Origin of the sequence: Halorubrum trapanicum (assembly GCF_002355655.1) — an archaeon.
Lineage (GTDB): Archaea > Halobacteriota > Halobacteria > Halobacteriales > Haloferacaceae > Halorubrum > Halorubrum trapanicum_A.
In genome coordinates this window covers 1,337,242-1,362,173 of record NZ_AP017569.1, presented here as the reverse complement: position 1 = coordinate 1,362,173, position 24,932 = coordinate 1,337,242, and the positions used below count along the sequence as shown (strand labels likewise).

At 71.3% G+C, this 24,932-nt stretch carries 25 protein-coding genes, 1 tRNA gene and 1 pseudogene; 10 read left to right on the top strand and 17 right to left on the bottom strand.

What is annotated here, in order from left to right; all coding sequences use genetic code 11:
• Positions 1–5: 5 nt before the first annotated feature.
• The 4 genes from CPZ01_RS06610 to CPZ01_RS06595 all read right to left on the bottom strand — a co-directional run bounded on the left by CPZ01_RS06610 (position 6) and on the right by CPZ01_RS06595 (position 2,375).
• Positions 6–320: a hypothetical protein gene (locus CPZ01_RS06610; RefSeq protein ID WP_096394001.1), complete on the bottom strand. Its 315-nt coding sequence runs from the start codon at positions 318–320 to the stop codon at positions 6–8.
• A 78-nt stretch (positions 321–398) separates the two neighbouring features.
• On the bottom strand, positions 399–761 hold the full coding sequence (locus tag CPZ01_RS06605; protein ID WP_096394000.1) for a CrcB family protein: 363 nt from the start codon (positions 759–761) through the stop codon (positions 399–401).
• Complete coding sequence (locus CPZ01_RS06600; protein ID WP_096393999.1) at positions 758–1,162, bottom strand: fluoride efflux transporter FluC; 405 nt, start codon at positions 1,160–1,162, stop codon at positions 758–760. Before CPZ01_RS06600 ends, CPZ01_RS06605 begins: the two co-directional genes overlap by 4 nt.
• A 43-nt stretch (positions 1,163–1,205) precedes the next feature.
• The gene (locus tag CPZ01_RS06595; RefSeq protein ID WP_096393998.1) at positions 1,206–2,375 is read right to left on the bottom strand and encodes an ATP-binding protein; all 1,170 of its coding nucleotides are present in this window, start codon (positions 2,373–2,375) and stop codon (positions 1,206–1,208) included.
• A 122-nt stretch (positions 2,376–2,497) separates the two neighbouring features.
• On the opposite strand from CPZ01_RS06595, the gene CPZ01_RS06590 reads away from it, so the two are divergent.
• Positions 2,498–2,974, top strand: coding sequence for a DUF7382 domain-containing protein (locus tag CPZ01_RS06590; protein ID WP_096393997.1), 477 nt, complete (start codon positions 2,498–2,500; stop codon positions 2,972–2,974).
• A 30-nt stretch (positions 2,975–3,004) separates the two neighbouring features.
• Here CPZ01_RS06590 and CPZ01_RS06585 read toward each other — a convergent pair whose 3' ends face one another.
• The 4 genes from CPZ01_RS06585 to CPZ01_RS06570 all read right to left on the bottom strand — a co-directional run bounded on the left by CPZ01_RS06585 (position 3,005) and on the right by CPZ01_RS06570 (position 5,614).
• Positions 3,005–3,805 (bottom strand): protein-L-isoaspartate O-methyltransferase family protein, encoded by an 801-nt coding sequence (locus CPZ01_RS06585; RefSeq protein ID WP_096393996.1) that lies wholly within the window; start codon positions 3,803–3,805, stop codon positions 3,005–3,007.
• Positions 3,806–3,881: 76 nt separating this feature from the next.
• Positions 3,882–4,514 (bottom strand): protein-L-isoaspartate(D-aspartate) O-methyltransferase, encoded by a 633-nt coding sequence (locus CPZ01_RS06580; RefSeq protein ID WP_096393995.1) that lies wholly within the window; start codon positions 4,512–4,514, stop codon positions 3,882–3,884.
• A 55-nt stretch (positions 4,515–4,569) separates the two neighbouring features.
• Entirely contained in the window at positions 4,570–4,983 is a 414-nt protein-coding gene (hsp14, locus tag CPZ01_RS06575) for an archaeal heat shock protein Hsp14 (protein ID WP_096393994.1), read from the bottom strand.
• Positions 4,984–5,083: 100 nt separating this feature from the next.
• The gene (locus CPZ01_RS06570; RefSeq protein ID WP_096393993.1) at positions 5,084–5,614 is read right to left on the bottom strand and encodes an Hsp20 family protein; all 531 of its coding nucleotides are present in this window, start codon (positions 5,612–5,614) and stop codon (positions 5,084–5,086) included.
• A gap of 135 nt (positions 5,615–5,749) precedes the next feature.
• Here CPZ01_RS06570 and CPZ01_RS06565 point away from each other — a divergent pair, with 135 nt between their 5' ends.
• The 3 genes from CPZ01_RS06565 (at position 5,750) to cysS (ending at position 10,497) form a co-directional block, all read left to right on the top strand.
• On the top strand, positions 5,750–7,135 hold the full coding sequence (locus tag CPZ01_RS06565) for a cryptochrome/photolyase family protein (RefSeq protein ID WP_096393992.1): 1,386 nt from the start codon (positions 5,750–5,752) through the stop codon (positions 7,133–7,135).
• A 76-nt stretch (positions 7,136–7,211) separates the two neighbouring features.
• Positions 7,212–8,486 (top strand): threonine ammonia-lyase, encoded by a 1,275-nt coding sequence (gene ilvA / locus CPZ01_RS06560; RefSeq protein ID WP_096393991.1) that lies wholly within the window; start codon positions 7,212–7,214, stop codon positions 8,484–8,486.
• 529 nt (positions 8,487–9,015) lie between these two features.
• Positions 9,016–10,497 (top strand): cysteine--tRNA ligase, encoded by a 1,482-nt coding sequence (gene cysS / locus CPZ01_RS06555; protein ID WP_096393990.1) that lies wholly within the window; start codon positions 9,016–9,018, stop codon positions 10,495–10,497.
• Between the two features lie 448 nt (positions 10,498–10,945).
• Here cysS and pheA read toward each other — a convergent pair whose 3' ends face one another.
• From pheA to CPZ01_RS06540, 3 genes and pseudogenes are all read right to left on the bottom strand, one after another.
• Positions 10,946–11,752 (bottom strand): prephenate dehydratase, encoded by an 807-nt coding sequence (pheA, locus tag CPZ01_RS06550; RefSeq protein WP_096393989.1) that lies wholly within the window; start codon positions 11,750–11,752, stop codon positions 10,946–10,948.
• A gap of 89 nt (positions 11,753–11,841) precedes the next feature.
• Positions 11,842–13,056 carry a DR2241 family protein gene (locus tag CPZ01_RS06545; RefSeq protein ID WP_096393988.1) on the bottom strand — a complete coding sequence of 405 codons (1,215 nt, stop codon included), beginning with the start codon at positions 13,054–13,056 and terminating at the stop codon, positions 11,842–11,844.
• Positions 13,057–13,058: 2 nt separating this feature from the next.
• A pseudogene (locus CPZ01_RS06540) lies at positions 13,059–13,927 on the bottom strand (CbiX/SirB N-terminal domain-containing protein).
• A gap of 166 nt (positions 13,928–14,093) precedes the next feature.
• On the opposite strand from CPZ01_RS06540, the gene CPZ01_RS06535 reads away from it, so the two are divergent.
• The 5 genes from CPZ01_RS06535 to CPZ01_RS06515 all read left to right on the top strand — a co-directional run bounded on the left by CPZ01_RS06535 (position 14,094) and on the right by CPZ01_RS06515 (position 18,139).
• On the top strand, positions 14,094–14,630 hold the full coding sequence (locus CPZ01_RS06535) for a DUF7523 family protein (RefSeq protein WP_096393987.1): 537 nt from the start codon (positions 14,094–14,096) through the stop codon (positions 14,628–14,630).
• A gap of 70 nt (positions 14,631–14,700) precedes the next feature.
• A complete protein-coding gene (locus CPZ01_RS06530) occupies positions 14,701–15,225 on the top strand; it encodes a copper resistance protein CopD (protein ID WP_096393986.1) in 525 nt (174 codons plus the stop codon).
• Between the two features lie 213 nt (positions 15,226–15,438).
• On the top strand, positions 15,439–17,085 hold the full coding sequence (thsB, locus tag CPZ01_RS06525) for a thermosome subunit beta (RefSeq protein ID WP_096396168.1): 1,647 nt from the start codon (positions 15,439–15,441) through the stop codon (positions 17,083–17,085).
• 352 nt (positions 17,086–17,437) lie between these two features.
• Positions 17,438–17,692: a glutathione S-transferase N-terminal domain-containing protein gene (locus CPZ01_RS06520; protein ID WP_096393985.1), complete on the top strand. Its 255-nt coding sequence runs from the start codon at positions 17,438–17,440 to the stop codon at positions 17,690–17,692.
• Positions 17,693–17,779: 87 nt separating this feature from the next.
• Positions 17,780–18,139, top strand: a complete 360-nt coding sequence (locus tag CPZ01_RS06515; protein ID WP_096393984.1) for a DUF192 domain-containing protein — start codon at positions 17,780–17,782, stop codon at positions 18,137–18,139.
• Positions 18,140–18,155: 16 nt separating this feature from the next.
• Here the strand turns inward: CPZ01_RS06515 and CPZ01_RS06510 are convergent, their stop codons facing one another.
• The 6 genes from CPZ01_RS06510 to CPZ01_RS06490 all read right to left on the bottom strand — a co-directional run bounded on the left by CPZ01_RS06510 (position 18,156) and on the right by CPZ01_RS06490 (position 24,320).
• On the bottom strand, positions 18,156–19,691 hold the full coding sequence (locus CPZ01_RS06510) for an ATP-binding protein (RefSeq protein WP_096393983.1): 1,536 nt from the start codon (positions 19,689–19,691) through the stop codon (positions 18,156–18,158).
• A gap of 87 nt (positions 19,692–19,778) precedes the next feature.
• Positions 19,779–22,376, bottom strand: a complete 2,598-nt coding sequence (locus CPZ01_RS06505; protein ID WP_096393982.1) for a DNA topoisomerase I — start codon at positions 22,374–22,376, stop codon at positions 19,779–19,781.
• Between the two features lie 102 nt (positions 22,377–22,478).
• Entirely contained in the window at positions 22,479–22,646 is a 168-nt protein-coding gene (locus CPZ01_RS15390; RefSeq protein WP_006111840.1) for a hypothetical protein, read from the bottom strand.
• Between the two features lie 890 nt (positions 22,647–23,536).
• Positions 23,537–23,618, bottom strand: a tRNA-Ser gene (locus CPZ01_RS06500).
• Positions 23,619–23,645: 27 nt separating this feature from the next.
• Positions 23,646–23,939, bottom strand: coding sequence for a hypothetical protein (locus CPZ01_RS06495; RefSeq protein WP_096393981.1), 294 nt, complete (start codon positions 23,937–23,939; stop codon positions 23,646–23,648).
• Positions 23,940–24,320: a Rid family detoxifying hydrolase gene (locus tag CPZ01_RS06490; protein ID WP_096393980.1), complete on the bottom strand. Its 381-nt coding sequence runs from the start codon at positions 24,318–24,320 to the stop codon at positions 23,940–23,942.
• A gap of 182 nt (positions 24,321–24,502) precedes the next feature.
• On the opposite strand from CPZ01_RS06490, the gene CPZ01_RS06485 reads away from it, so the two are divergent.
• Positions 24,503–24,907: a DUF7577 domain-containing protein gene (locus CPZ01_RS06485; protein ID WP_096393979.1), complete on the top strand. Its 405-nt coding sequence runs from the start codon at positions 24,503–24,505 to the stop codon at positions 24,905–24,907.
• Positions 24,908–24,932 lie beyond the last annotated feature (25 nt).

Below are 24,932 nucleotides of genomic sequence, written 5' to 3'. Positions count from 1 at the left end.
GATCGTCAGCCGGAGACGCCGTCGAGGAGCCGGTAGACGAGCGCGGCGACGGCGGCGACGATCAGCGCGACCGCCGAGAGGAGGCCGGCGGCGCGGGGGAACGACAGCCAGAACGCGGCGTAGAAGGCGAGCGCGAACGCGAACAGACCGACGACCAGCAGTCCGCGAGAGGGGTTCTGCGCGGCGGCGACGAACGCGCGCTGGGGGATCGAGAGGTCGCCGAACTCGGGGACGTCTTCGGGGTCCGGCTGGTCGGAGAGCGGGCCCGAGTCGGCCGGATCCCCCGACTCGGCGTCGACGGAGCGGTCGGTGTCGGTCACGGGCCCGGATACGGGCCGGAGGATGCTGTACCTATCGCTTGCCGAGCCGGCAGCTGGCAGGCGGAAGGGAACTCTCGATCAGGCGAAGACTCCGGCCACGAGGACCGACCCGAGGAGGAATGCGACCAGCGCGGCCGCGAGGTTCGACGCCGCGACGACCGCGGCCGCACGGCCGCCCGTCTCGCTCGTCGCCCGAACGGTCCCGACCGCGAACGAGGAGAACGTCGTGAACGCGCCGCAGAAGCCGACGCCGAGGAGCAGCGCCGCCGTCGACCCGATCGGCGCGGCGGAGACGGCGCCGAGGGCGAAGCTCCCGAGCGCGTTGACGACGAGGACCGATCGGCGTCCCTCGACGCGGAGCCCGACCGCGTGCCGGGAGACGGCGCCGAGCGCGCCGCCGACGCCGACGAGCGCCGTCGCGAGGAGCGGTGCGGCGGTCATCGGCGATTTCGCCCTCCGAGCGCGAGTCCGAGCGCGGCCGCGGCGAACCCGGTCGCGTAGCTGACGGCGACGTACCACGCGCCGGCGGGCGTTCCGAGCGCGACCGCGTCGGCGACGAACGTGCTGTACGTCGTGAACGACGAGAGCGCGCCGGTTCCGACGAACAGGCGGATCCGGTCGCTCGACGCGCGGGTCAACAGGAGCCCGAGCGCGAACGACCCGGCGACGTTCGCGACGAGCGTCCCCGCGCCGGTCGGCGGTCCGTCGAGGACCGCGAGACCGGTCCCGGCGGCGCCCGCGGCGAGGGCCAGACCGACCCCGACGTCGACGGCGTGTCTGGCGACCGCGCCGAGGAACCCGCCGAGCGCGACGAGCATGAACCCGTACGGCGTCCGTTCCATGCGCGTGAGTGAGGCCGAGACGGCTTGTGCGTTCTGAACCGCGTCACTGGAACGTCGCGTCCGACAGCCGACTCGCTCGGGGGCTCTCCCCCTCGTGTGGCGTCCGCCGCTCTCGGATCCGAACCGTGTGGGCCGTCTCGGTGGCGTCGTCGACCACGAGCGCCTCGCCGACACCCTCGGGGAGCCGCGAGGCGAGGTCGCCGGCGAGGTAGGTCGCCTCCGCCTCCGCCAAGCGGTCGACGTCGCGCGCGGCCGTGAGGCGGTGGGAGACGAGGAGGTCGGACTGGGAGACGGCGACGCTCGGCAGCGCGGCCGGTCGCTGGGTCGCACAGACCAGCGAGACGCCGGGCGCGCGGCCGCGGGTGAGGAGCGTTCGGAGCGCCGGCTCGGCGATCCCGTCGAAGAAGGCGTGCGCCTCGTCGACGAGGAGCCACGGGAGCCGAGGGAGGTCGCCGTCGATCCGCGCGTCGTAGAGGCCGCGAGCGACGGCGCGGACGACGGCCGCCGCGGCGGCGTCGGCCACGCCGGCGAGGTCGAGGACAGTCGGGTTCCCGTCGGCCGCGAGCGACGCGACCGGCGGCGCGTCGGCGTCGAAGACGCCCCACGAGTCCGCCAACCGGAGGTGGTTCGCCGCGGCGCGCCGCGTCTCCGCCGGCGCGTCGGCCGCGTCGACCGCCTCCCGAAGCGTCGCGAGCGAGGGCGAGGAGCCGCCGTCGACCGCGTCCGCGACGACGCGCCAGACGAGGCTCCCGGGGCCGCTCGCCGGGTCGAGCCCGAGCAGGTCCGGCCACGTCGACGGCGGTATCGAGGCGGGACGGACCGCGGGGTCGACGGCGCGACCGCCGGCCGCCTCGAGGCCGCCGAAGACGCCCATCGGGTCGGCGACGATCGGAACGACGCCGTCAGCGTCGGCTATTTCCTCCGCGAGGACGCCGAGCGTGTACGACTTCCCGGTTCCGCGTTTCCCGAACACGACCCCCGCGTGCGGCCGGTCGAGGTCGACCCCCACGGGAGCGCCGGCGCTCCCGTCGCGAGCGAGGAAGGATCCGATCCGTGCGGTGTGCTGGAGACGGTCGGCGTCGCGGTCGCTCTCCCCGCCGAGGGCGGTTTCGGCGTCGCGGTCGCTCACGCTGTCGCGGCTGGTCTCTCCGTCGCTGTCGGAGCCCGTCCCGTCGCGGCCGAGTACGTACACGCGGCCGGGTGGCCGCGGCATCGGATAAAAACGGTCGGGGGCAGTCCGAACTCCTCGACGCCGATCGCGTCTCGCGGACGCCCGGGCCGGCGCCGTCGGGTCCGTCCGACTCTTTATAAGTCATACCGCGGCCAGCGGGCCGTATGTCCGATCGAACACACGACTCGCGCACCGCGAACCGCCGGACGTTCAGCACCGACACCCGCGCGATCGAGGGGCTCCCGGTCCGGCTCGTCATCGCGCTCGTCGTCGGCGTCGCCAGCCTCAGCGTGATGATGGGGATGATCGGCGACATCGACGGGCTGGCCGCGACCGAACTCGACGCGCAGCCGCAGCCGGAGGTGACCACGCCCGGCGACCAGTCGATCGACGTCGCGGTCGTCGATCCCGACGGCTCCCGCGTCGCGGACGCGACGGTCATCGTCCGCGGCGGCTCCGCGCAGATCGACGGCGTCGTCACCGCGAAGACGGACGGCGAGGGGATCGCGACCGTCGACGTCGACCCCGAACTCGGACCGAACCAGGCCGACGGGACGCTCACGATCGACATCAAGCCGCCGGCGGAGGGCGACTACGTCGACGAGCGCGGGAACACCGAGGTGCTCGTCGTCGAGGAGTGACGCCGCGAGCGACGCGGGCGAGAGGGGCTTTCAGAGGTGGTCGTCCCAGTCGATCCAGTCCTGCTCCCACCCGTGCCGGCGCTGACGCCCGCGTTCGGCGCGTTCGGCGTCCTCCCGACGGGTCCGGTTCCGTTCCGCCCCGGGCTGCTCGCCGTCGACGAGCATCGGTTGGAGCCGCGCCGGCCCGTGCGTCTCGACCGTCTCGAACCCCGCGGGCGCCGGGTCGTCGTCCGCGTCGGAGTCAGATTCGGACGGAGCAGTCAGGTCGGTTTCGGCGGTGGGCGACGGTTCGATCGCCGCGACCGTCTGGACGCCCGCGCCGCGCGGGTAGACGATCCGGCCGCCGGACGCCAGCTGTTCGCGGAGGGAACGCGGCGGCTCGACGACGGCGGTTTCGAGGAGGATCCGGTCGTAGGGCGCGTACGCGGGGAGGCCGTCGGCGCCGTCCGCGCGGTCGACGAGGACCGCCCCGTAGCCGGCCGCGTCGAGGTTCGACCGCGCGGCGTGGACCGCGGACCGGTCGATGTCGATCGCGTGGACGCGCCGCGCGCCGGCGATCTCGGCGAGCATCGCGACCGAGTAGCCGACCCCCGCGCCGACGACGAGGACCGAGTCGCCCTCCGCGGCGTCGAGCGCGGTGACTAACCGGACCAGCGTCGGGAGGGAAAGCGAGTGCGGGTCGTCGCCGTCGACGCCGCCGCGGGGCGAGTCGTCGACGAAGGGGTCGCGCGGGACGCGCTGGAGGGCGGTCAGCACGGGCGGCTCGATCGGCTCGCCGATCTGGTGTTCGAGCCCCTCGATCATGTCCGCCCTGAGCGACGCGTCGTCCATGACCGGTCTCGGGGCTCGGTCCTCTAAAACCGTGCGTTCGGCGGGCCGGGGGCGGACACCCGGGCGGCGCACCCGGTTACCGCATCGGAACGAACCGCACCCCGCCGTGGTCCTCGCGGTCGATCCCGTCCTCGCGGACCGTGAGCCGGACGAGCCGCTGGCGGCCCCCCTCGCGGACGGGGGCGACGACGCGGCCGCCCGTTCGGACGCGGTCGACGATCGCGTCCGGGACCGACTCGGGCGCCGCGCAGGTGAGGTAGGCGGCGTCGAACGGGGCCTCGTCGGCGAACGCCTCCCGGCCGTCCGCGGCCGCGACGGTCACGTCGTAACCGAGGCGATCGAGCCGGTCGCGGGCGTCCGCGGCCAGTTCCGGGACGCGCTCGGCCGAGAAGACGTTGCCCGGGCCGACGATCTCAGCGACGACGGCGGCGTGGTAGCCGCAGCCGGTTCCCACCTCGAAGACGCGGTCACCGCGCTCGATTTCGAGCAGGTCGGTCATCAGCGCCACCATGTGCGGCGCGCTGACCGTCTGGTCGTGGCCGATCGGGAGCGGTCGGTCGGCGTACGCCGACGCGCGCTGTGGTTCCGGGACGAACTCGTGGCGCGGGACGGCGCCGATCGCCGACAGCGTCCGCTCGCTCGCGTCGAGGCGGTCGCGGAGCGCGCGCACCAGCTCCTCCCTGGCGGCCGCGTGGTCGGCGTCGTTCATGCGGGTAGTTAGCACTGGGAGCGTGGAGAAAGCACCGGCCGGAGAGGAAGGGGAATTAGTTCACGTCGATCCGGTGACCCTCGTCGGCGTCGACCGCGTCGAGCGGGACCGTCACGGTGAGGACGCCGTGTCGGTACGTCGCGGACGCGTCCTCGGTGCGGGCGGTCGCGGGGAGGTCGATAGTGCGCGTGACGGACTCGTGGCGCCGCTCGCGTCGGAGGTACCGTCGCTCGGTGTCCTCGCGCTCCGCGTCGCGCTCGGCGGCGATGGTGAGCCGGTCGCCGTCGACCCGGACGTCGATGCCGTCGCGGTCGAACCCCGGCAGGTCGGCGGTGACGACGAACTCGTCGTCGTACTCGGCGACGTCGACGTCGGCGGTCCGGAGGTCGCGGCCCCAGGCCCGCTCGCCCGCGAAGGGGGTGCGGCCGAGGAACTGCTCGATCTCGTCGAAGGGATTCGTCGTGTTCATACCAACAGGAAGGCGCCGTGAGGTATTAAACAGCGAGTGACGCGTGCTATCTCGCGATCGCGGCGGCGGGCGAAATCGATACCGACGGCGCGATCGAGGCTCAGCTGACGTCGATCGTGTGTCCGCGGTCGTCGTCGGGCGAGCGCTTGGGGAGCGTGACCGTGAGCACGCCGGCGTCGAAGGTCGCCGTCGCCGCGTCGGCCTCGACCGGTTCGGGGATCGGAACCCGGCGGGAGACGGACCTGAGGCGGCGTTCGCGTCGGTGGTAGCGGACCTCGTCGTCGGCCTCGTGTGCGCCGGCGGCGGCGTCGTCCGCGTCGGTCTCACCGGCCTCGCCGTCGTCGTCCGCGTCGGCGACGTCGAACTCGGTCGCCTCCTCGCGGGATCCGGAGATCACGAGCGCGTCGTCGCGGAACTCGACGTCGATGTCGTCGGCGTCGAACCCGGGGAGGTCGGCGACGACCGTGACCGCCTCGTCGTCCTCGATCACGTCGACGTCGACGTTGCGGGCGCCGGGGAACCGCGGGACGTCGGGACCGGTCCCCTCCAGCGTGCCGCCGAGCTCCTCGAACTCGCGGCCCATCCGTTCGAGCAGGTCCTCGATCTCGTCGAAGGGATCGCGTCGGGTCATACGGGACAGGATTCGGGGCGGAGCGTCTTGAACGTACTGGCGGGACGCGGCGCGGAGCCGCGGGGCCGCGGGGCCGACGAGGGTCCAAACGACGACCGCCGACAGACACTATCCGCTCGCGCCCCAGGCGATCGTATGCGCCTGTACTGGCACCGAGGCGACGCGCGGACGCGGGACAACGCCGGCCTCGCGGCCGCGGCTCGGGAAGGTGAGGTCGTCCCGACGTTCGTGTACGACGCCGACCTGCTCGCGACGGTCGGCGCGCGCCAGCGCGCCTTCTTCCTCCGCAACGTGAAGCGGCTGGAGGAACGGTACCGCGAGCTCGGGAGCGACCTGGTCGTCCGCGCGGGCGACCCGGACGAGGTCCTCGTCGACCTCGCCGCGGAGCACGACGCGGAGGCGGTGTACTACAACGACCACTACCGGCCGGCCCGCCGGAACCGGCAGCGCGCGGTCGAGGCCGCGCTCGCCGACGCGGGCGTTGGGGCGGACTCGCGGACCGACCTCGTGCTGGTCGATCCCGGCCGGCTAGAGACGCGCTACCCGAACCACAGCCGGTTCCACGACGACTGGGAGGTCGTGCCGAAACGCGGGCCGTTCGCCGAGCCGGAGCCCGACGATCTCGCCGACGTCCGCGACGGGAAGACCGTCCCCGAGCCCGACGCGGACATCGACCTCCCCGAGGCGGGGTACGAGGCCGCGCGCGAGCGGTTCGACGAGTTCCTCGACGACGGGATCGCCTCCTACAACGACACCCGCGACGACCTCGCGCGAGCCGTCGAGGCGCCGACGCACGCCGTCTCCCGGATGTCCCCGTACCTCGCGACGGGCGCGATCGGGATCCGGGAGGTGTGGGCGGACGCGGGCGACGCGTACGACGCCGCGACCGGCGGCGAGCGGCGCAACGTCGACAAGTACCGGTACGAGCTGTCGTGGCGCGAGCAGATGTACCACCTGTTGTACTACAACCCGGACTTGGCGGTGTCGAACTACGTGTCGTTCCCGAACGAGATCGCGTGGCGCGACGACGACGACGCCTTCGAGGCGTGGACGCGCGGCGAGACCGGCTATCCGCTCGTCGACGCCGGGATGCGGCAGCTGAACGCGGAGGGGTACGTCCACAACCGCCCGCGGCAGGTGGTCGCGAGCTTCCTGACGAAACACCTCCTGATCGACTGGCGGCGCGGCGCGCGCTACTTCACCAAGCAGCTGATCGACCACGACTACGCCTCGAACCACGGCGCGTGGCAGTGGACCGCCTCGACCGGCACCGACTCCGTCGACGTGCGCATCTTCGACCCGGTGAGCCAGATGTCGAAGTACGACGAGAGCGCGCGCTTCGTGACGGCGTACGTTCCCGAACTGGCGGACGTGCCGGCCGACAAGGTCGTCGACTGGCCGACCCTCTCGCGGGCGGAGCGCGAGGAGCTGGCGCCCGACTACCCGCACCCGATCGTCGACCGAGACGAGGGGTACGAGCGCGCCCAGCGCGTCTTCGAGGAGGCGCTCGGGAAGCGGTGAGGCCGGGAGGTCAGCGCGCCTGTACCGCCGTTCCGAAACCGAGTTCTTTTGCGGGGACCGGGCGAACACCGCGCTCATGTCCCCCGTCACGATCGACGACGTCGAGGCCGCCGCAGCGCGGCTCGCCGGCACCGACATCGTCCAGCGGACGCCCGTCGAGCGGAGCCGGTCGCTGAGCGAGCGGTGCGGCGCCGACGTGCGCCTGAAGATGGAACACCTCCAGCGAACGGGCTCGTTCAAGACGCGCGGCGCGTACAACGCGATCTCGCTGGCGATCGGCGAGTCCGGAGAGGGGTCCGAGGGGGAGACCGACGGGCCGGCGATCGAGCGCGTGGTGGCCGCGAGCGCGGGCAACCACGCGCAGGGGGTGGCGCTGGCGGCGGCGGACGCCGGGATCGACGCGACGATCGTGATGCCGGAGTCGGCGCCCGCGGCGAAGATCGAGGCGACGCGCGCGTACGGCGCCGAGGTGGTCCTCCGCGGGAGCGCGTTCCCGGAGGCGATGTCGCACGCGCGGACGCTGACCGACGACCCCGGGACGCGGTTCGTCCACGCGTTCGACGACCCGGACGTGGTCGCCGGGCAGGGGACGCTCGGCTTAGAGGTGCTCGACCAGGTGCCCGACGCCGACACGGTCCTCGTCCCCGTGGGCGGCGGCGGGCTCGCTGGCGGCGTCGCGACCGCGATCAAGGCGCGCTCGCCCGAGACGCGGGTGGTCGGGGTCCAGACCGAGGGCGCCTCCACGCTCTCGGAGAGCCTCGCGGCCGGGGAGCTGGTGACGCGCGACGAGCCGGACACCATCGCGGACGGGATCGCGACCGGCGGGCTGAGCGATCTCACGTTCGACCTCCTCGACGAGCATCTCGACGACGCCGTCGTCGTGAGCGACGACGACGTGGCGAGCGCGATCCTGCTGCTCTTGGAGCGCGCGAAACAGATGGTGGAGGGCGCGGGCGCGACCGCCGCGGCCGCCCTCTTAAACGACGACGCGGTCGACGAGCTCGACCTCGCCGGCGAGACGGTCGTCCCGCTGCTCTGCGGCGGCAACATCGACGTGACGACGCTGAAGGAGGTGGTGACCCACGCCCTCGTCGACCGCGACCAGCTGATCGAGCTCTTCGTCCGGATCGACGACACGCCCGGGACGATGGGCGAGATCGCGACCCTGATCGGCGGCGAGCGCGCGAACATCCGGACGGTGCGCCACGAGCGCAGCCGCCCCGATCTGCCGGTGGGCGACGCCGACCTCGTGTTCGAGGTGGAGACGAACGGCCCGGCCCACGTCGACCGCGTCCTGTCGGCGGTCCGCGAGGCGGGGTACGAGGTGGCGTGGACGACGCGGGAGGCGTGAGGATAGGCAATCGTCTATTTATAAATAGAATCGCGGTGGCGCGTGCCTGCGAGCGGCCGCCCCCGGCGGCCGCGAGGAGCACGCGCGAGGGACGCGGTGAGCGCTCGAAGAGCGCGAACCGCGAGGCTGGGGAGGCGTGAGGTGCGGTTGCTGTGCGGTGCGGGGCGGGACTCAAAGGGGCAGTCACCGGCGGCTTTGCCGCCGGTTGCCCGTGGCGCGTAGCGCCACGCTGCCGCGAGGGCGACGTAGGGGACGCAAGCACTGGAACGAGGGAGCGAACGCAGTGAGCGACCGAGTGAAGCGCGCAGCGAGCGTACGTCGCCCTCGCGGCTGGGGCTTTGGCGGTGTTCGCCGCCGATCCGTTATCAACCATTTATAAGTGGGCGACTGGAGATTCGGCGGAGTTAGTCACCGATCCGGCATCGACACCGACGATTCACTCTCGAACGGTCGAACCGACAGAGAACACGTCTGCCTCGTCTCGCCCGATCCGACGATTTAAAAGGCTCACCTCGGCAACCACGTCGTAATGAGTCTCGTCGTCACCGACACCCTGGAAGACGAGCGCGTCGAGTTCACCGCGGACGGCGACGTCACGCTGTACGTCTGCGGCCTGACGGTGTCGGACGACCCCCACCTCGGCCACGCCCGGCTGTGGTTCCACGCCGACGTCCTCCACCGGTGGCTCGAACACGAGGGGTACGACGTGCGCCACGTCGAGAACGTCACCGACGTCAACGAGAAGATCACGGCCCGCGTCGGCGAGCGCGACGAGTGGACCGCGGAGCGCGACGTGGCCGAGACGTTCACGGCGAGCGTCTTCGATTCGATGCGCGGGCTGAACCTCAAGCGCGCCGAGGTGTACCCCCGCGTCACCGAACACGTCCCGGAGATCGTCGACCTCACCGAGACCCTGATCGAGAAGGGGTACGCCTACGAGTCGAACGGCTCGGTCTACTTCGACGTGACGCGTTTCGACGACTACGGGAAGCTCTCGAACCAGGACCTCGACGCGCTCGAGGCGCAGGGCGAGCCGGACGAGCGCTCGGAGAAGCGCAACCCCGCGGACTTCGCCCTCTGGAAGGCGGACGGCGTGAGCGAGTCCGCGGCGCGCGAGCACGCGAAACACGACCACGGCGCCGAGACGCCGAGCGGCGAGACGTGGGACTCACCGTGGAGCGAGGGGCGCCCCGGGTGGCACGTCGAGTGCTCGGCGATGTCGACGACGCACCTCGGCGACACCCTCGATATCCACATGGGCGGCCGCGACCTCGTCTTCCCGCATCACGAAAACGAGATCGCGCAGTCGGAGGCCGCCACTGACGAGGCGTTCGCGCGCCACTGGCTCCACGTCGGCTTACTGGAGATGGACGGCGAGAAGATGTCCTCCTCGATCGGCAACTTCTGGACGGTACCGGACGCCTTAGACGAGCTCGGCGTCAACGTGATCCGCACCTTCTACGCCGGCGCCGCCTACCGCTCCGAGCAGGCGCTCACCGAGGAGACGATGGCGGAGGCGGAGGAGCGCTGGGAGCGCCTCTCACGCACCTACGACCGCGCGGTCGAGGCGCTCGACTCGACCGACGCCCGCGCGAAGGCCGCGGACGCGGCCCTCCGTGAGGCGGTCGCGACCGCGCGCGAGGAGTTCGCGGCCGCGATGAACGACGACCTCAACCTCCGGGAGGCGACCGCGGCCCTGCTGGACCTCACCGACGCGGTGAACCGGCACGTGGACGCCAACAGCGACTCGGCATACGACTACCGCGGCCTCCGCGAGGCCGTCGAAGCGTTCGAGGCGCTCGGCGGCGACGTGCTCGGCCTCCAGTTCGAGTCGCCGAGCGAGGGCGACGTCGACCTGGCCGGCGAACTGGTCGAGCTCGTCCTCGACGTGCGCGAGGCCGAGCGCGAGGCCGGCAACTACGAGCGCGCCGACGAGCTCCGCGACGCGCTCCGCGAGGTCGGCGTCGAGATCGAGGACGGCCCGGACGGCGCGACGTACCGGTTCGAATAGGACGCGTACACAAATTTTTCCGAGGCGGCCGGTAGTTAGGTGACGAGTGCCGGTGTTCGTGCGCGGCGTTTTGTTGTTCGCAGTGGCACGGAGAACACCTCCAAAGCCCCAGCCGCGAGGACTCGATGCGCTCGCTGCGGTCCTCGTCACTCGTTTCACTCGTTCCTGCGGTCCTTACGTCGCGCGTCTTCGTCCTCGCGGCTGCCCCTTTGAGTCCCGCCCCGCACAGCACCGCACCTCACACCTCCCCAGCCTCGTCGGGCGGCCTCCGCTTCGCTCCGGCCGCCCGACTCCCTCGCACGCGCTCCTCACGGCCGCCGACGGCGGCCGCTCGGAGGCGCGCGCCACCGCACCGCTGCGTTCATCTATAAATAGTCGTCATCGTCGGATCTGATCATATAAATATCTGATCGGCGGCGTTGAATCGTAATCTCCCGAAGTCGAGCCCTCAGTCCAATACGTGCTCGGTATCGTACGAGCCGAGCACCTTCACCCACCCGTTGTCCGCGATGGCCTCCACGTCTTCGACCGCCTTCGCCATGTGGTCCTCGTAGAGGCCGGCGTCCACGTCGAAGTGGAAGAGGTAGTCGCCGAGGCGCTCGCCGCTCGGGCGCGACTCGATCCGCGAGAGGTTGAGGTTGCGGTCGGCGAACGCCTCCAGCAGTTCCAGGAGGAGGCCGGGGTAGTTCGCGTTCGGGTAGACGATCAGCGTGGTCTTCCCGCCGGCGTCCGAGCGCGCGGACTCGGGCGCGACGACGAGGAACCGGGTCGCGTTCGAGGTTCGGTCCTGGATGTCCGCGGCGAGGATGTCGAGGTCGTCGCCGGCGTTGTCCGGGTGGCCGATGCCGGCGACGCGGGCGTCCTCGCGGGCGCGCTCGACCCCGCGGGCCGTGGAGGCGACCGCTTCGAGGCCGGCGTCCGGGTAGTTCGCCTCCAGCCAGTTGCGGCACTGCGCGAGCGCCTGCGAGTGGCTGGCGACGACCTCGAACGCGTCGTCCTGCGCGAGGAGGGCGTGGCGGATCGGCGTGACGACCTCGCGGGTCACCGACACGTCGTAGTCGGCGAGCGCGTCGAGGCTCTCCGTGACGGACCCCTCGATGCTGTTCTCGATGGGGACGACCCCCCGCTCGAACTCGCCGCTCGCGACGGCGTCGACGATCGCGGTGACCGACTCCCGGAACGACACCTCGGCGGCGACGGAGCGCGCGGCGCGGTGCGAGTACGTGCCGGCGGGGCCCAGCGTGACGGCGTTCATTACCCCACCGTACCGGGGGCGGCGAGAAAAGCCTGCGGGGCGCGGCGATGTTTCCGGGGCGGGGGGTCGGGTCGGACCCCCTCAGCAAGTCACTCCTCGTCCGGGTCGGTCGGCACGCCGCCGAGGTTCCCCTCGTCGTCGAACAGCTTCGCCCGGAGGAAGCGCGTCCGGTAGCGGTTCGCCCCCTCCTTCGTGTCGGCCTCGCGGATCTCGTCGATCCGGCCGTCGGCGACCGCGTCGATGATATCTTCGACCTGCTCCTTCTCGCTCGGCGTCAGCTCGAACTCGTAGGTCCGGGGCTGCTCGCTCTCCAGCCGCGTCCACTTGCGCGCGGCCGACACCACGACCGAGCAGGGCTCGCGACAGGGGAAGACGCCGTCGCCGCCGTCGACGTCGAGGTCGGTCTCGTCGTCGTACTGCCACTCCCGGCGCTTGAGACACTGCGAGTCGTCGCAGCACGCCTCCGCGACCCAGTCGACGTGCTCGTGCCCCTCGCCGCGGTCCCACGTCTTCACGACGCCGTAGATACCCGACTGACGCTCCATCGTCTCGCGCCAGTGAGTCACGTCGAGCTCGCCCTCGCGCTCGCGGTGCCAGTTGGCGACCGTCGCGGGGTAGATCGTCTCGACCGCCTCGTAGAGCTCGCGCGGACCGAGGTCGGGGAAGACCCACCCGCCCGCGAGCGACGGCGCCGTCTTGAGCGGCCGGTACCGCCCCTTCTCGTCGTACGTGACGAGTTCGCGCGCGTCGAGCGGGTCCTCGTACGCGTCGAGGTCGTCGACCGGAACGCCGGCGTCGTCGGCGTGGCGCACGTCGTAGCGGCGCTCCCCGCGGTCGGTGACCGTCGCCGTGATCTTCAGTTCGCCCCAGGCGCGCTCGATCCCCTCGGCGAGCGCCGCGTACCGGGTCGCCACGGTCTCGCCGTCGGCGTCCTCGATCCAGCGGACGAAGGCGCGGCGCGGCCCGAACTCGCCGACGACGCGCTCGAAGGCGTACCAGTCGGTGACGGCTGCGGCGCGCTCGGACAGCGCCTCGTGGAGCTCGCGCTCGTCCATCGGCTGCGGGGGCGTGTCCGCAACGAGGGCGTACGCCCCCTCGCCGTCGCGCGCGACGCTGAACCCCTCGAACCGGAGGGGCTTGCCCGGGTCGCGGTCGTCGAGCGCGTCGAGGACCGCGTCGAACGCGTCGCCCGGGAGATCGATTTCGGGGACTGCGGGCGCGTCGTCGCCCGCCTCGTTGCCATTGCCCGCCTCGTTGCCGTCGCCCGCCTCGTCGTCGTCGGTCGCGGAGGTGGAGTCGACCACGGTCAGTCCCCCGTGGCGACGCGGGTCGTCTCGCGCACGTCGTCGAGCGCGGTCCCGAGGTCGGCGCCGGCGTCGGCGGCGCGCTCCAAGACCACGTCGGCCATCAGGGGCTCCGTCCCCACGGCGCCGGCGTACCAGATCCGGGTGCCGTCGACCGTCTCGGGGACGTCGTACCCCTCGGTGTGGTCCTCGCAGAGCCCCACATCCTCCGGGATGTCCTCCTGCGTGTGGTAGCCGTCGGCGATGAAGAGGGGGACGAGGACGACGTCGTCGCTCTCGAAGTGCTCGGGGAGGTCGTCGACCTCGGGCTCCTCGTCCATGTACAGCGCCTTCACCTCGTCGAAGCGGTCGCGCTCGGCGATCCGGTCGGCGTGGTACTCGATCGCCTTCGCCGAGTTCTCGTTGCGCTCGGTGCCGTGGCCGACGACCGCCAGCCCGAACCCGTCGCCCACGTCGGGGTCGTCCGTCACGGACTCCGCGCGCCGGACGATCACGTCGGTCATCGCGCGGTGGGTCCCCACCGGCCCGCAGTAGTGGACCTCGCGGCCGATGTCCTCGGCGACGAGGGTGGCCTGGTCGGCGGAGAGGCCGTCGGAGTCCCACTCGGAGACGTCCCAGCCGGCGAGGCGCAGCTCGCGGGGATCACCTGCTCCGTGAAGTAGCCCTCCGAGACGAACAGCGGGACGACGTATATCTCGTCGCCCTCGACGGTGCGGAGCACCTCTCGGAAGTGCGGTTCCTCCTTCCAGAACCCGGTGCGGACCTCGTCGAAGGCACCGGTGGCGCGGATCGTGTCGGCGTGGTCGTACGTCGGCGCGCTCGACTCGGGGTTGAGGTGGGAGCCGTGCGCGACGATGACGAGCGACTGCATACCCACACTGGGGCCGCGCCGCTCTTAGGGACTTCGGAGGCTGCGAGGCGACGAGAACGGCGAGCCGTCGCCGGCGAACGATCCGCGCGTTCCGCCGGGCGATGCGCGCGCCCCGGCGGGGCCCCGGACCGAAACGATCTTGCCCGCCCGACTCACAGCCTCGCGCATGTCGCTGGCAGCCGAGACGCGCGAGGCGGTCAGGGCGCGCCCGTTCGTCCGCGACGCGCTCCGCGCCGGACTGGTGAACCACAGCGCCGCGGCGACCTGGCTCGCCGAGCGGGCCGACCTCGACGGCGACCCGGACGCGATCGCGGCCGCGCTCCGCCGCTTCCGGGAGGACCTGCCGGCGTACGAGACCGAGTCCCGGACCGCGAGCGTCACCATGCGGAGCGGGGTGGGCGTGGTCGACGACGCGGGCGACGGCGACTCCGGCGCGGGCGACGCGGACGACCTCCCGCTCCTCCGCGTCGGCGACGCGGCGGTCGTCGACGGCGGCGACCGCACGGCGATCCTGGCGACCGGCGACGTCGACGCCGCGGCGCTGGCGGACGCGCTCGGCCGACTCGCCGCCGCGGACGTCGAGATCGCCGCCGCGGGGGTGGCGGGCGACGCGCTCGTCTGCGTCGTTCCCCGGCGCGACGGCGCGAGCGCGGTGCGGGTCGTCGAGGCGGCGCTGGGGGCGGTGCCGGTCGACGAGGGCTAACCGGCCGGCGAAGCGCTACCCGATCCTGTCCGGGACGGTCTTTTTCCCGCTCTCGTGCCCACCCGATCCCGTGCTGCTCACGACCGCCTTCGTCCTCCACGTGCTCTCCGGCGCGCTGTGGACCGGCGCGACGCTGTACGTCGTCTACGCGACGCTGCCGCGGGCGACCGACGGGACGCTCGGCCGCGCCGCGTTCGTCGACGCCGCCCACCGCCTCCTCACGGTCACGCGCTGGACCGGCGTGGTCCTCCCGGTCACCGGCGCGTACATGGTCTGGCGGCTGTACACGCCGCTGGAGCTGCTCGCGACGACCCCGAGAGGATGGGCCGTCCTCGCGATGCTGTCGCTGTGGGGCGCGATGAACGGGCTCGTCGAACTCGGCGTCCTCCGGATGCGCCGCGAGATCGATCCCGACCTCGGGTGGGCTCGGTACATGGCCGAGGGGTTCCCGGTCGACGCGCTCGCCGGAGTCGGGGGCGTCCCCGGGTCCGCTCGGTTGGCGTCGGTCGCGCGCCCCTACCTGCTGGCGAGCGCCGGCCTCGCCGTCCTGCTGCTCGTCGACGCCGCGCTCCTCGCCGGCGGGGTACCCGGGTGAGGTTGAAATAAACGGAGTATATAAACGGCGTCGGATCGCCGTTCTCACGGCGACAGAGATCAATGCTAACTCCCCGCATGAAATGGAGGCGAACACCGCCGTGTCAGGTGGTTTTTCGCGAACGACCTCGTCGCGGGGGGTCTGCGCCTGACGGCCCCTCACCGAGAGGTTTATATAGAATCACAATCAATCAAACGCTGTATGAGTCAGCGAATGCAGCAGGGCCAGCCGATGATCATCATGGGCGAGGACGCCCAGCGCGTCCAGGACAAGGACGCTCAGGAGTACAACATCTCCGCGGCGCGCGGCGTCGCCGAGTCGGTCCGCTCGACGCTCGGACCGAAGGGGATGGACAAGATGCTCGTCAACTCGATGGGCGACGTCACCATCACCAACGACGGGGTCACCATCCTCCAGGAGATGGACATCGACAACCCGACCGCCGAGATGGTCGTCGAGGTCGCCGAGACCCAGGAGGACGAGGCCGGCGACGGGACGACCAGCGCGGTCGCCATCGCGGGCGAGCTGCTGAAGAACGCCGAGGACCTCCTCGAACAGGACATCCACCCGACCGCGGTGATCAAGGGGTTCAACCTCGCGAGCGAGTACGCCCGCGAGCAGGTCGACGAGGTCGCGACGGCCGTCGACCCCGACGACACGGAGACGCTGCGTAACGTCGCCGAGACGTCGATGACCGGCAAGGGCGCGGAGCTGGACAAGGAGACGCTCGCCGACCTCGTCGTCCGCGCGGTACAGGGCGTCACCGTCGAGGCCGACGACGGCTCCCACGTGGTCGACCTCGCGAACCTCAACATCGAGACGCGCACCGGCCGCGCGGCGGGCGAGTCCCGCCTCCTCTCCGGCGCCGCGATCGACAAGGACCCCGTCCACGAGGACATGCCGACCGACTTCGAGTCGGCGAACGTCCTCCTCCTCAACGACCCGATCGAGGTCGAGGAGGCGGACGTCGACACCTCCGTCAACGTCGACTCCCCGGACCAGCTCCAGAAGTTCCTCGATCAGGAGGAAGAGCAGCTCCGCGAGAAGGTCGATCAGATCGTCGAGAGCGGCGCCGACGTCGTCTTCTGTCAGAAGGGCATCGACGACCTCGCGCAGCACTACCTCGCGAAGGAGGGCGTCCTCGCGGTCCGGCGCACGAAGAAGTCCGACCTGACGTTCCTGAAGAACGTCCTCGGCGCGCCGATCGTCACCGACCTCGACTCGCTTTCCGCCGACGACCTCGCGGTCGGCTCCGTCACGCGCGACGACGACGAGGAGCTGTTCTACGTCGAGGGCGAGGACGCCCACGGCGTCACGCTCCTCCTGTACGGCACCACCGACCACGTCGTCGACGAGCTCGAACGCGGCATTCAGGACGCGCTCGACGTGGTCTCGACGACCGTCTCCGACGGCCGGACGCTGCCCGGCGGCGGCGCGGTCGAGGTCGAGATCGCGCGTCGCCTGCGCGACTACGCCGACTCCGTCGAGGGCCGCGAGCAGCTCGCCGTCGAGGCGTTCGCCGACTCCCTCGAACTGATCCCGCGCGTGCTCGCCGAGAACGCGGGCCTCGACGCCATCGACCTGCTGGTCGACCTCCGCGCGGCCCACGAGGCCGGCGACCAGAACGCCGGGCTCGACGTGTTCGCCGGCGAGGTCGTCGACACGGCCGACGCGGGCGTCGTCGAGACGGCCCACGCGAAGGAGCAGGCGATCGCCTCCGCGGCCGAGGCGGCGAACCTCGTGCTGAAAATCGACGACATCATCTCGGCGGGCGACCTCTCGACGTCGGGCGGCGACGACGAGGGCGGCGCCCCCGGCGGCGGCATGGGCGGCATGGGTGGCATGGGCGGCGCGATGTAAGCGAGGTTCTGAAAGAACCTCGAACGGCGAGCGGGGAGCGAGAGCGACCCGCGAGCCGGAAATCTGTCGGAGACAGATTTCCATAGACCGTCAGGCTCCGCCTGACGCAGTCGATGTAGGCGAGGTTCCGACGGAACCACCACACCCACGCCGACCGCGATCGCCCCGACGACTTCCCCCGTTCGAACGCTCCGATTTTCCCCCGTTTTCGCGCACTACCCGGGAGGCTCCCTTATCCCCGAATTCACGGCCGAGACGGGACGATCGTCGACGCGCCCGCCCCGACCGCCCGTGCGCGTCCGACGCATCCGCGGCCGCACCTCTTTACGGATCCGAGCCGTACGCGACGGTGATGGCGAACCTAACGCTCTACGAACTGGAAGGCTGTCCGTTCTGCGCGAAAGTCAAGACGAAGCTGTCGGAGCTCGACTTGGAGTACGAGTCGGTGATGGTGCCGCGTTCGCACGGCGACCGGACGGAGGTGGAGGAGGTCTCCGGGCAGACCGGCGTCCCGGTCCTCGTCGACGAGGAGCACGGGATCGAGGGGATGCCCGAGAGCGACGACATCGTCGAGTACCTCGAAGAGACGTACGGCGGCGCGAGCTGAGCCCGGCGCGCTCGGCCCGCGTCGGAGCCGGCGGACCGCGGCCCCGCAACGAGAGGCTATTTATCCGCCCGCGGCGAGGTAGCGGGCGTGCGACTCGTTCATCGCCCCGCGCCGGGGAGCGACCGGACCGAGACCGTCCTCGCGAGCGACGTCGACGTCGCGCGCTCGACGCTCGAACAGGCGCGAGGCCTGATGTTCCGACGCTCTATCCCGGACGACTACGCGCTGGTCTTCCCCTTCGACGAGCCCGACACGCGGTGGCTCCACATGCTGTTCGTGCCGTTCGCGATCGACGCGGCCTGGCTCGTCGACGGCGAGGTGACGGCGACGAAGCGGCTCGCGCCGTTCGTCGGGCTGGGTCGCGGCCGCGCGGACACGGTCGTCGAACTGCCGGCGGGCGCGGCCGAGTCGGTGGCGGTCGGTGACGAACTGCGACTCGACGAGTGAGAGTTCCTCGACCGACCTACGCCCCGTCCCCGAACTCGTCGGGATCGAACAGGTCCGCGTCCTCCGGCGGTTCCTCCGCGGCGCGCAGCGACAGCTCGATCCGGCTGCCGCCGGCCTTGCTCTCGGCGATGTCGAGGCTCCCGCCGCCCGCGGTGACGATCCAGTTCACGTACCAGAGGCCGAGCCCGCTCGCGTGTTCGAGCGGCGTCTCCTCGCCGGTGAGCACGGCGCGCTCGGCCGGCGGGATCCCCGGCCCGTCGTCCGCGACGACGAGCGAGACCCACGACTCGCTGGGCAGCTCCGCGGCCGAGATCCGGACTCGGGGGGCGTCCGCGTCGCTGTGGCGGACCGCGTTGTCGACGAGCTCGGTGATCGCCTCGGGAAGGAACGCGACCGCAGAGACGGCGAGCCCCTCGGGAACGTCGACATCGACGGTCGCCCGGGCGCGGACCTCCTCGTCGAGCGATTCGAGCGCCGCGTCCACCGCGGGCGCGAGCGCGACCGGCCGCGGCGAGGGCCGATAGGAGAGCAGCCGCTCCACCTTCCGGGAGGTCTCGCCGAGCCGGAGCAGTCGTTCGGCGGTGTCGACGACGCGTTCGAGCTCGGCGACCAGGTCGGGGTCGTCGACCGCCTCGATGGCCCGCCCGGTGAACCCCGTGACCACGTTGAGGTCGTTCCGGAAGTTGTGCCGCAGGACGCGCGTCAACACCGCGAGCCGCTCCTCCCTGAGCGACGCCTCGGTGAGATCCTCGCCGACGCCGACCGCGCCCACGACCCGATCGCCGTCGGTGACGGGCCCGAGCGAGAGCCGGTACGGGACGCGCTCGCCGGAGCGGGTGAGCAGCTGCGCCTCGCAGGAGGCGGGTTCCCCCTCGCGGTACACCCTAGAGAGGGAGTCGCTCACGAGGCCGCTCGTCTCCTCGTCGAACAGCGAGGTGAGCGCACGCCCCGACAGCGACTCGGGGTCGTATCCCGAGTCGGCCGCGAGCCGCTCGTTCCACCGCGAGAGCGTCCCCTCCTCGGTACAGCGGAACAGCGCGAGCGGGACGGTCTCGGCGACGGCGTCGACCAGTCGGCGCTCGGCGGCGCGCTCGGCCTCGGCGGCGACGCGGGCGGTGGCGTCGGAGAGGCCGACGACGAGCCACTCGTCGCCGGCGATCGTCGCCGCGCGGAGCGCCGCGTCGACCCGCAGTCCCGGATTCCCGAGCCGGAGGTCCCACTCGAACTGCTCGACCGCGGCGCCCGAGTCGGCGGAAGCGGGGGATCCCGCGGCCGGCGCGGCGGCAGCGACGTCGGCGATCGACTCGCCGGAAACGGTGACCTCGTTCTCGCCGACGTCCGGGAGACCCATCAGCGTCAGCGTGCCGCGGTCGTGCCCGAGGAGGTCGGCCGCGGGCGCGTTCGCGGCCCGGATCGTCAGCGTCTCCGGATCGCAGACGAGCGTCGGGGTGGGGACCGCCTCGACGAACGCCCGGAGGATCCCGGTCGGGGCGGCGTCGCCGCTCGGCGACGGTCGGTCGTCGGCCGACGGATCTCCCCTGCGGTCCCCCATCTGTCGATGATCGAGACACTCCGTCCATATGTGTTTATGGTTTTATGAGTCCTGTCGGTCCGGAAACAGCTGTCGGCCCGAAACCGGTCAGTCCGCTTTGGCCTGCCAGTCGCGGACGGTGTCGGCGCCCACGCCGTCGACGTCGCTCGCGAGGGCGTCCGGGTCGGCCGACTTGAGCTCGTCGACGCCGTCGACGCCGGCGTCCTTCAGCTTCGCGGCGGTCTTCTCGCCGATCCCCTCGACCGCCTGGAGCTCCGACCCCTCCTGGCGGGCCGTGAACTCGCGGTAGTTACAGATCGGACAGCCGAGCTCCCACGGCTCGTCGCCGGAGTGGACGCGGAGGTGGGGGAGGTCGTGGTCCTCGCAGGTCTCGTCGGTGATTTCGATCTCGCCGCGGCGGGGGAGCGGCAGCGAGTAGTCGCAGTCGGGGTAGCGCGTACAGCCGACGAGCCGGGAGCCGGAGCGGAGGCGCTTGATCGCGAGCTCCCCGCCGTGTTCCGCACCGCAGTCCGGACAGACGCCGATCACCTCGTCCTCCTGCTCGTCGGCCTCGTCCGCCTTACACTGCGGGCAGCCGTGGACGAACGTCTTCCGGCCGGCGAGCATCTTCACGTGGCGGAGCCCGTGCTCCTCGCAGGTCTCGTCGAGGATGAGCGGCTTCCCGGTCGAGGGGAGCGGGAGGGTGTACTCGCAGTCGGGGTAGCCGTCGCAGCCGACGAAGTACGACCCCTGTCGCGACTTCCGGACGAGGAGGTCCGCGCCGCACTCGGGACACGGACCGAGCGTCTTGTCCGCCTTCAGCGAGTTCTGGAGGTGGTCGCCGACCGCCTCGCGCGACTCGGTGAGGTCGTCGAACACGCGCGAGAGCAGCTCGCGGGAGGCCTCGGTCACCTCGTCGTACTCCTTCTCGCCGGCCGCGATGGCCGCCATGTCCTGTTCGAGCTGGGCGGTCATCTCCTCGCTCACGATCCGGTCGGCGAACTCCTCGGCGGCCTCGACGACCGCCTCCGCGAGCCGCGTCGGCCGCGGCGGGTCGCTCTCGACGTAGTTGCGGTCGTACAGCTTCTCGATGGTCCGGTGGCGGGTCGCCTTCGTGCCCAGCTGCCGCTTCTCCATCTCCTCGATGAGCCGCGACTGGCCGTAGCGGCGGGGCGGCTGCGTCTCCTTGCCCTCGGTAACCCGGTTCGACAGCGACAGCGTCTCGCCGACCTCGACGTCCGGGACGATCCGCTCGTCGCTGGAGCGGTACGGGTAGACGTCGTGGTAGCCGGCCTCCAGGAGCCGCTTCCCGTTGGCCTTCAGCCGCAGGCCGCCGTCCGCGACGAGGTCGGCCGGCTTCGACGCGTCGTCCGGATCGCGGAGCGCGGCGAGCCCGTCGGCGCCCTCGGCGATCGGCGTCGCCTCGCCGTTCGCGAGCGCCACGACGCGCAGGCGCTCCCACGTCGCGGGGTCGGCGCAGGTCGCGAGGAACCGGCGAACGATCAGCTCGTACACCTCCCACTCGTCGTCGGAGAGGTCGGAGGCCGAGGGGAGCTCGCCGGTCGGGTGGATCGGCGGGTGGTCCGTCGTCTCCTCGTCGCCCTCGGTCGGCTCGATCTCGCGGTCCTCGGCGAGCAGGCTCGCGGCGTCTTTTCCGAACGTCGAGGCCGCCGAAAGCTCCTCGATCAGCTCCTCGGGCTCCAAGTCGTCGGGGTACACCGTGTTGTCGGTCCGGGGATAGGTGACGTAGCCGGCGGTGTAGAGGTCCTCCGCGAGCGACATGGCGCGCTGCGCGGAGTAGCCGAGCGACCCCGCCGCGCGGATGAACGCGGTGGTGTTGAACGGCGTCGGCGGGTCGTCGGTCTGCGTCCGGCGGGTGACGTCGTCGACGGTCGCTCCCTCGGCCGCGGCGAGCGCCTCGGTGAGCGTCTCGGCGACCGCCTCGTCCCAGACGCGCTCGCGCTCGTTGCCCTCGTCGTTTAAATAGAAGTAGCGCGCCTCGAACGGGTCGCCGCCCGACTTCGCCAGCTCGCCCGTCAGCTCCCAGTAGGACTCGGGGTCGAACGCCTGGATCTCGCGCTCGCGGTCGACGATGAGCTTGAGCGTCGGCCCCTGGACCCTGCCGACGGAGATGAAGTCGTCGCCCATCTGTCGGGCCGAGAGGGAGAGGAACCGCGTGAGCGCCGCGCCCCACGTGAGGTCGATCGTCTGTCGGGCCTCGCCGGCGGCCGCCAGCTCGAAGTCGAGGTCGTCGGGGTTCGCGAACGCCTCCTGGACCTCGTTTTCGGTGATCGACGAGAAGCGCACGCGGTCGACGGGGACGTCCTCGTTCACCTCGCGGACCAGCTCGTACGCCTCCTTGCCGATGAGCTCGCCCTCGCGGTCGTAGTCTGTCGCGATGACGACACGGGAGGCGTTGCGCGCGAGTCGGCGCAGCGCGGCAACGATCCCCTCCTGCGTCGGGGTCTTGGTGACGGGCGCGTCGATCAGCTCGACGGGCTCGACGTCGCGCCAGTCGTTGTACTCGGCGGGGAAGTCCACGCCGACGACGTGGCCGGAGAGCCCGATACACCGCTTGCCGCCCCACTCGTAGACGTTGACGTCGTTCATCCGCTCCGCGGTCGCGGACTCGCCGCTCAGGATGTCGGCGATGCGCCGCGCCGCGTTGTCCTTCTCCGTGATTATCAGCTCGGGGCCGCGACTCATTGCGCCGAGATACGCCGCTCCCGGGTCTAAAGCTTTCGCGACGCGAGATTGCGGGCAGGCTCGGGGACGGATGGCCTCAAAGAACGAATCGGCGCGCGACCGTCACCGGGCCGCGTCGTCGGACTCGGCGAGGAACTCCGCGTCGGTGGCCTCGCGGTACGGTTCCGGCGGTTCGTCGTCCGCGTCGAGTTCGCGCCGTGCGAGGTGGTTCTCGAGTTGGCGGCGCTTGTTCCTCCCTTTCCGCTCGCGGCCCGATTTCGTGTCTGGCATCGTCACCCGTGTCAACTACACCCATACTTATGAGTCTTGTGTCGGTGTGCGGACGTATCCCCAAGCGGCGGGAGCGGACGCCGTCGAAGTAGCGCAGCCCGACAACAGCGACTGGATATTTAAATATCGACAGCCGGCAGCGACGATTACTTATAAATGAACGAGGCGGTGGCGCGTGCCTGCGAGGCCGCTCCGCGGCCGAGCAGCACCGCGCGAGGGAGTCAGTCGCCGGAGCAAAGCGGAGGCGACTGACGAGGCTGGGGAGGCGTGAGGCTGCGGTGCGGTCGCGGTCGGGGTGGGACTCAAAGGGGCAACCGTGAGGAGTTCGGAGGCGACGCAAGCACCGCAGCGAAGGAGCGGAGCGACTGAGCGAGGAGCACAGCGAGCGTCCGAACTCCTCACGGTTGGGGCTTTGGCGGTGTTCGCCGCCGATCCGTAGTCAACTGTTTATAAATAATCACCAGCGACATCGCTCGGTCTCTTATAAATAGGCAGTTAGACAGGAGCGTCGACGCCGAACTCGCTCGTCGCTGTCGCTCCTCGCTCGTATTCGGCGTCGGCAGAACGCCAGGAGAGGGATTTGAACCTCAGTCGTTCCGCTCGCTGCTCGCGGCTTCGCCGCTCGCAATCGAGGTGCTCGCTTCGCTCGCACCTCGCACCGCTCGCTTCACTCCCTGGTTCAAATCTCAGTCTCGGTTTTCGACGAACGGCTCGCTACGCTCGCCGTGTCGTTCGTCGAAAACGCCAGGAGAGGGATTTGAACCGAAATCAGACGTGCTCGCTCACTGCGTTCGCTGCGCGCGACTGATAGGGTTCAAATCCGTCCGCACTTCGCTGTCGCGGTACTCGCTCGTCGCTGTCGCTCCTCGCTCGTTGTTGCGACAGCGAAGCGCCAGGAGAGGGATTTGAACCCCCGATCCCGGATGGGAACACGCTTTCCAGGCGTGCGCCTTACCACTCGGCCATCCTGGCTCACGCGGAGATAATCCGGTGCGACTGTTAAGTCCTTCTTTTCGCACGCACCCGGGCTTCGGCGAGGTACGTAAGACCGGCCGACGCGACCGCCACCGCGACCGCGACGAGCGCCAACCCGCCGAAGCCGACCGGCAGCGATCCGGGACCGAGGAGCCGGTACCCCTGCGCGAGGACAAGGAAGGCGAACCCGCCGACGATCCCCCACAGCGCCGCGGAGCGCGCTCTGGCGCGCGGCGTGGCCGCCGCGCCGGGCGCGGGGACGGACCCATCGGTCGCGGCGTCCGCCTCGCTCTCCGACCCCTCCTCGCCGTCGACCATCTACTCGACGACGGCGACCGCCTCGATCTCGACGCCGGCCCCCTTCGGGAGCGCGCCCGCCTCGACCGCGGAGCGGGCCGGCGGGGACTCGTCGAAGTAGTCGGCGTACGTCTCGTTCATCTCGTCGAAGTCGTCGATGTCGGCCATGAACACCGTCGTCTTCAGCACGTCCTCGGCCCCGGCGCCCGCCTCCTCCAGCACCGCGAGGAGGTTGTCGAGCGCCTGCTCCGTCTGGTCCGCGATCGGCGCGTCGTCGAGCAGGTCGCCCGCGGGCGTCAGCGGAATCTGCCCGGCCGTGAAGACGAGGTCGCCGTCGGTCGTCGCCTGGCTGTACGCGCCCACCGCCGCCGGGGCGTCGTCCGTGTGAATGGTCTCTTTCATGCGGGTGTGCCTTCGACCGGCGGCCTCAAGAGTACTCTGGAGCGGAACCGCCGAACCGGCCGAGCGGAACCGCCGAACCGGCCAATCGAGATCGCCGAACCGGCCGAGCGACCCCACCGCACCGCGCCGACCGACCGGTCCCACCGTCAGACACAAAACGCTGGGATGGTAACATTACGCATATGACGGGTGATCAGCTCCTCCCGCTCGCCGCGATCTTCGCCGGCGTGGCCGCGCTCAACCTCGCGGTGACGTGGCTGCTCGTCCGGCGGAACCGCGACCCCGCGGAGCTGTTCGGCTCGGTCGCGACCCGGTCGTCGGACGGCGACGGCGAGGGCGCCGATGTCGGGCCGACGCTCGCGCTCGACGGCGACTCGGACGCCGATCCGACTGGCGAGGCGGGCGACGGAGGCGGTGGGGACGACCCCCCGCCGCTCGACGCCGACGGGGAGACCGTCGTCTGCCGCCACTGCGGCGCCGAAAACCGGGCGGGATATCAGTACTGCCGGTGGTGCGTCCGGTCGGGGTTCGTCGACGAGGACGCCGGCGTCACCGCGGGGAGCGCGATGGCCGACCGGCCGCTGTGAGCGTTCGCGGCGGGTCGGCGAGGAC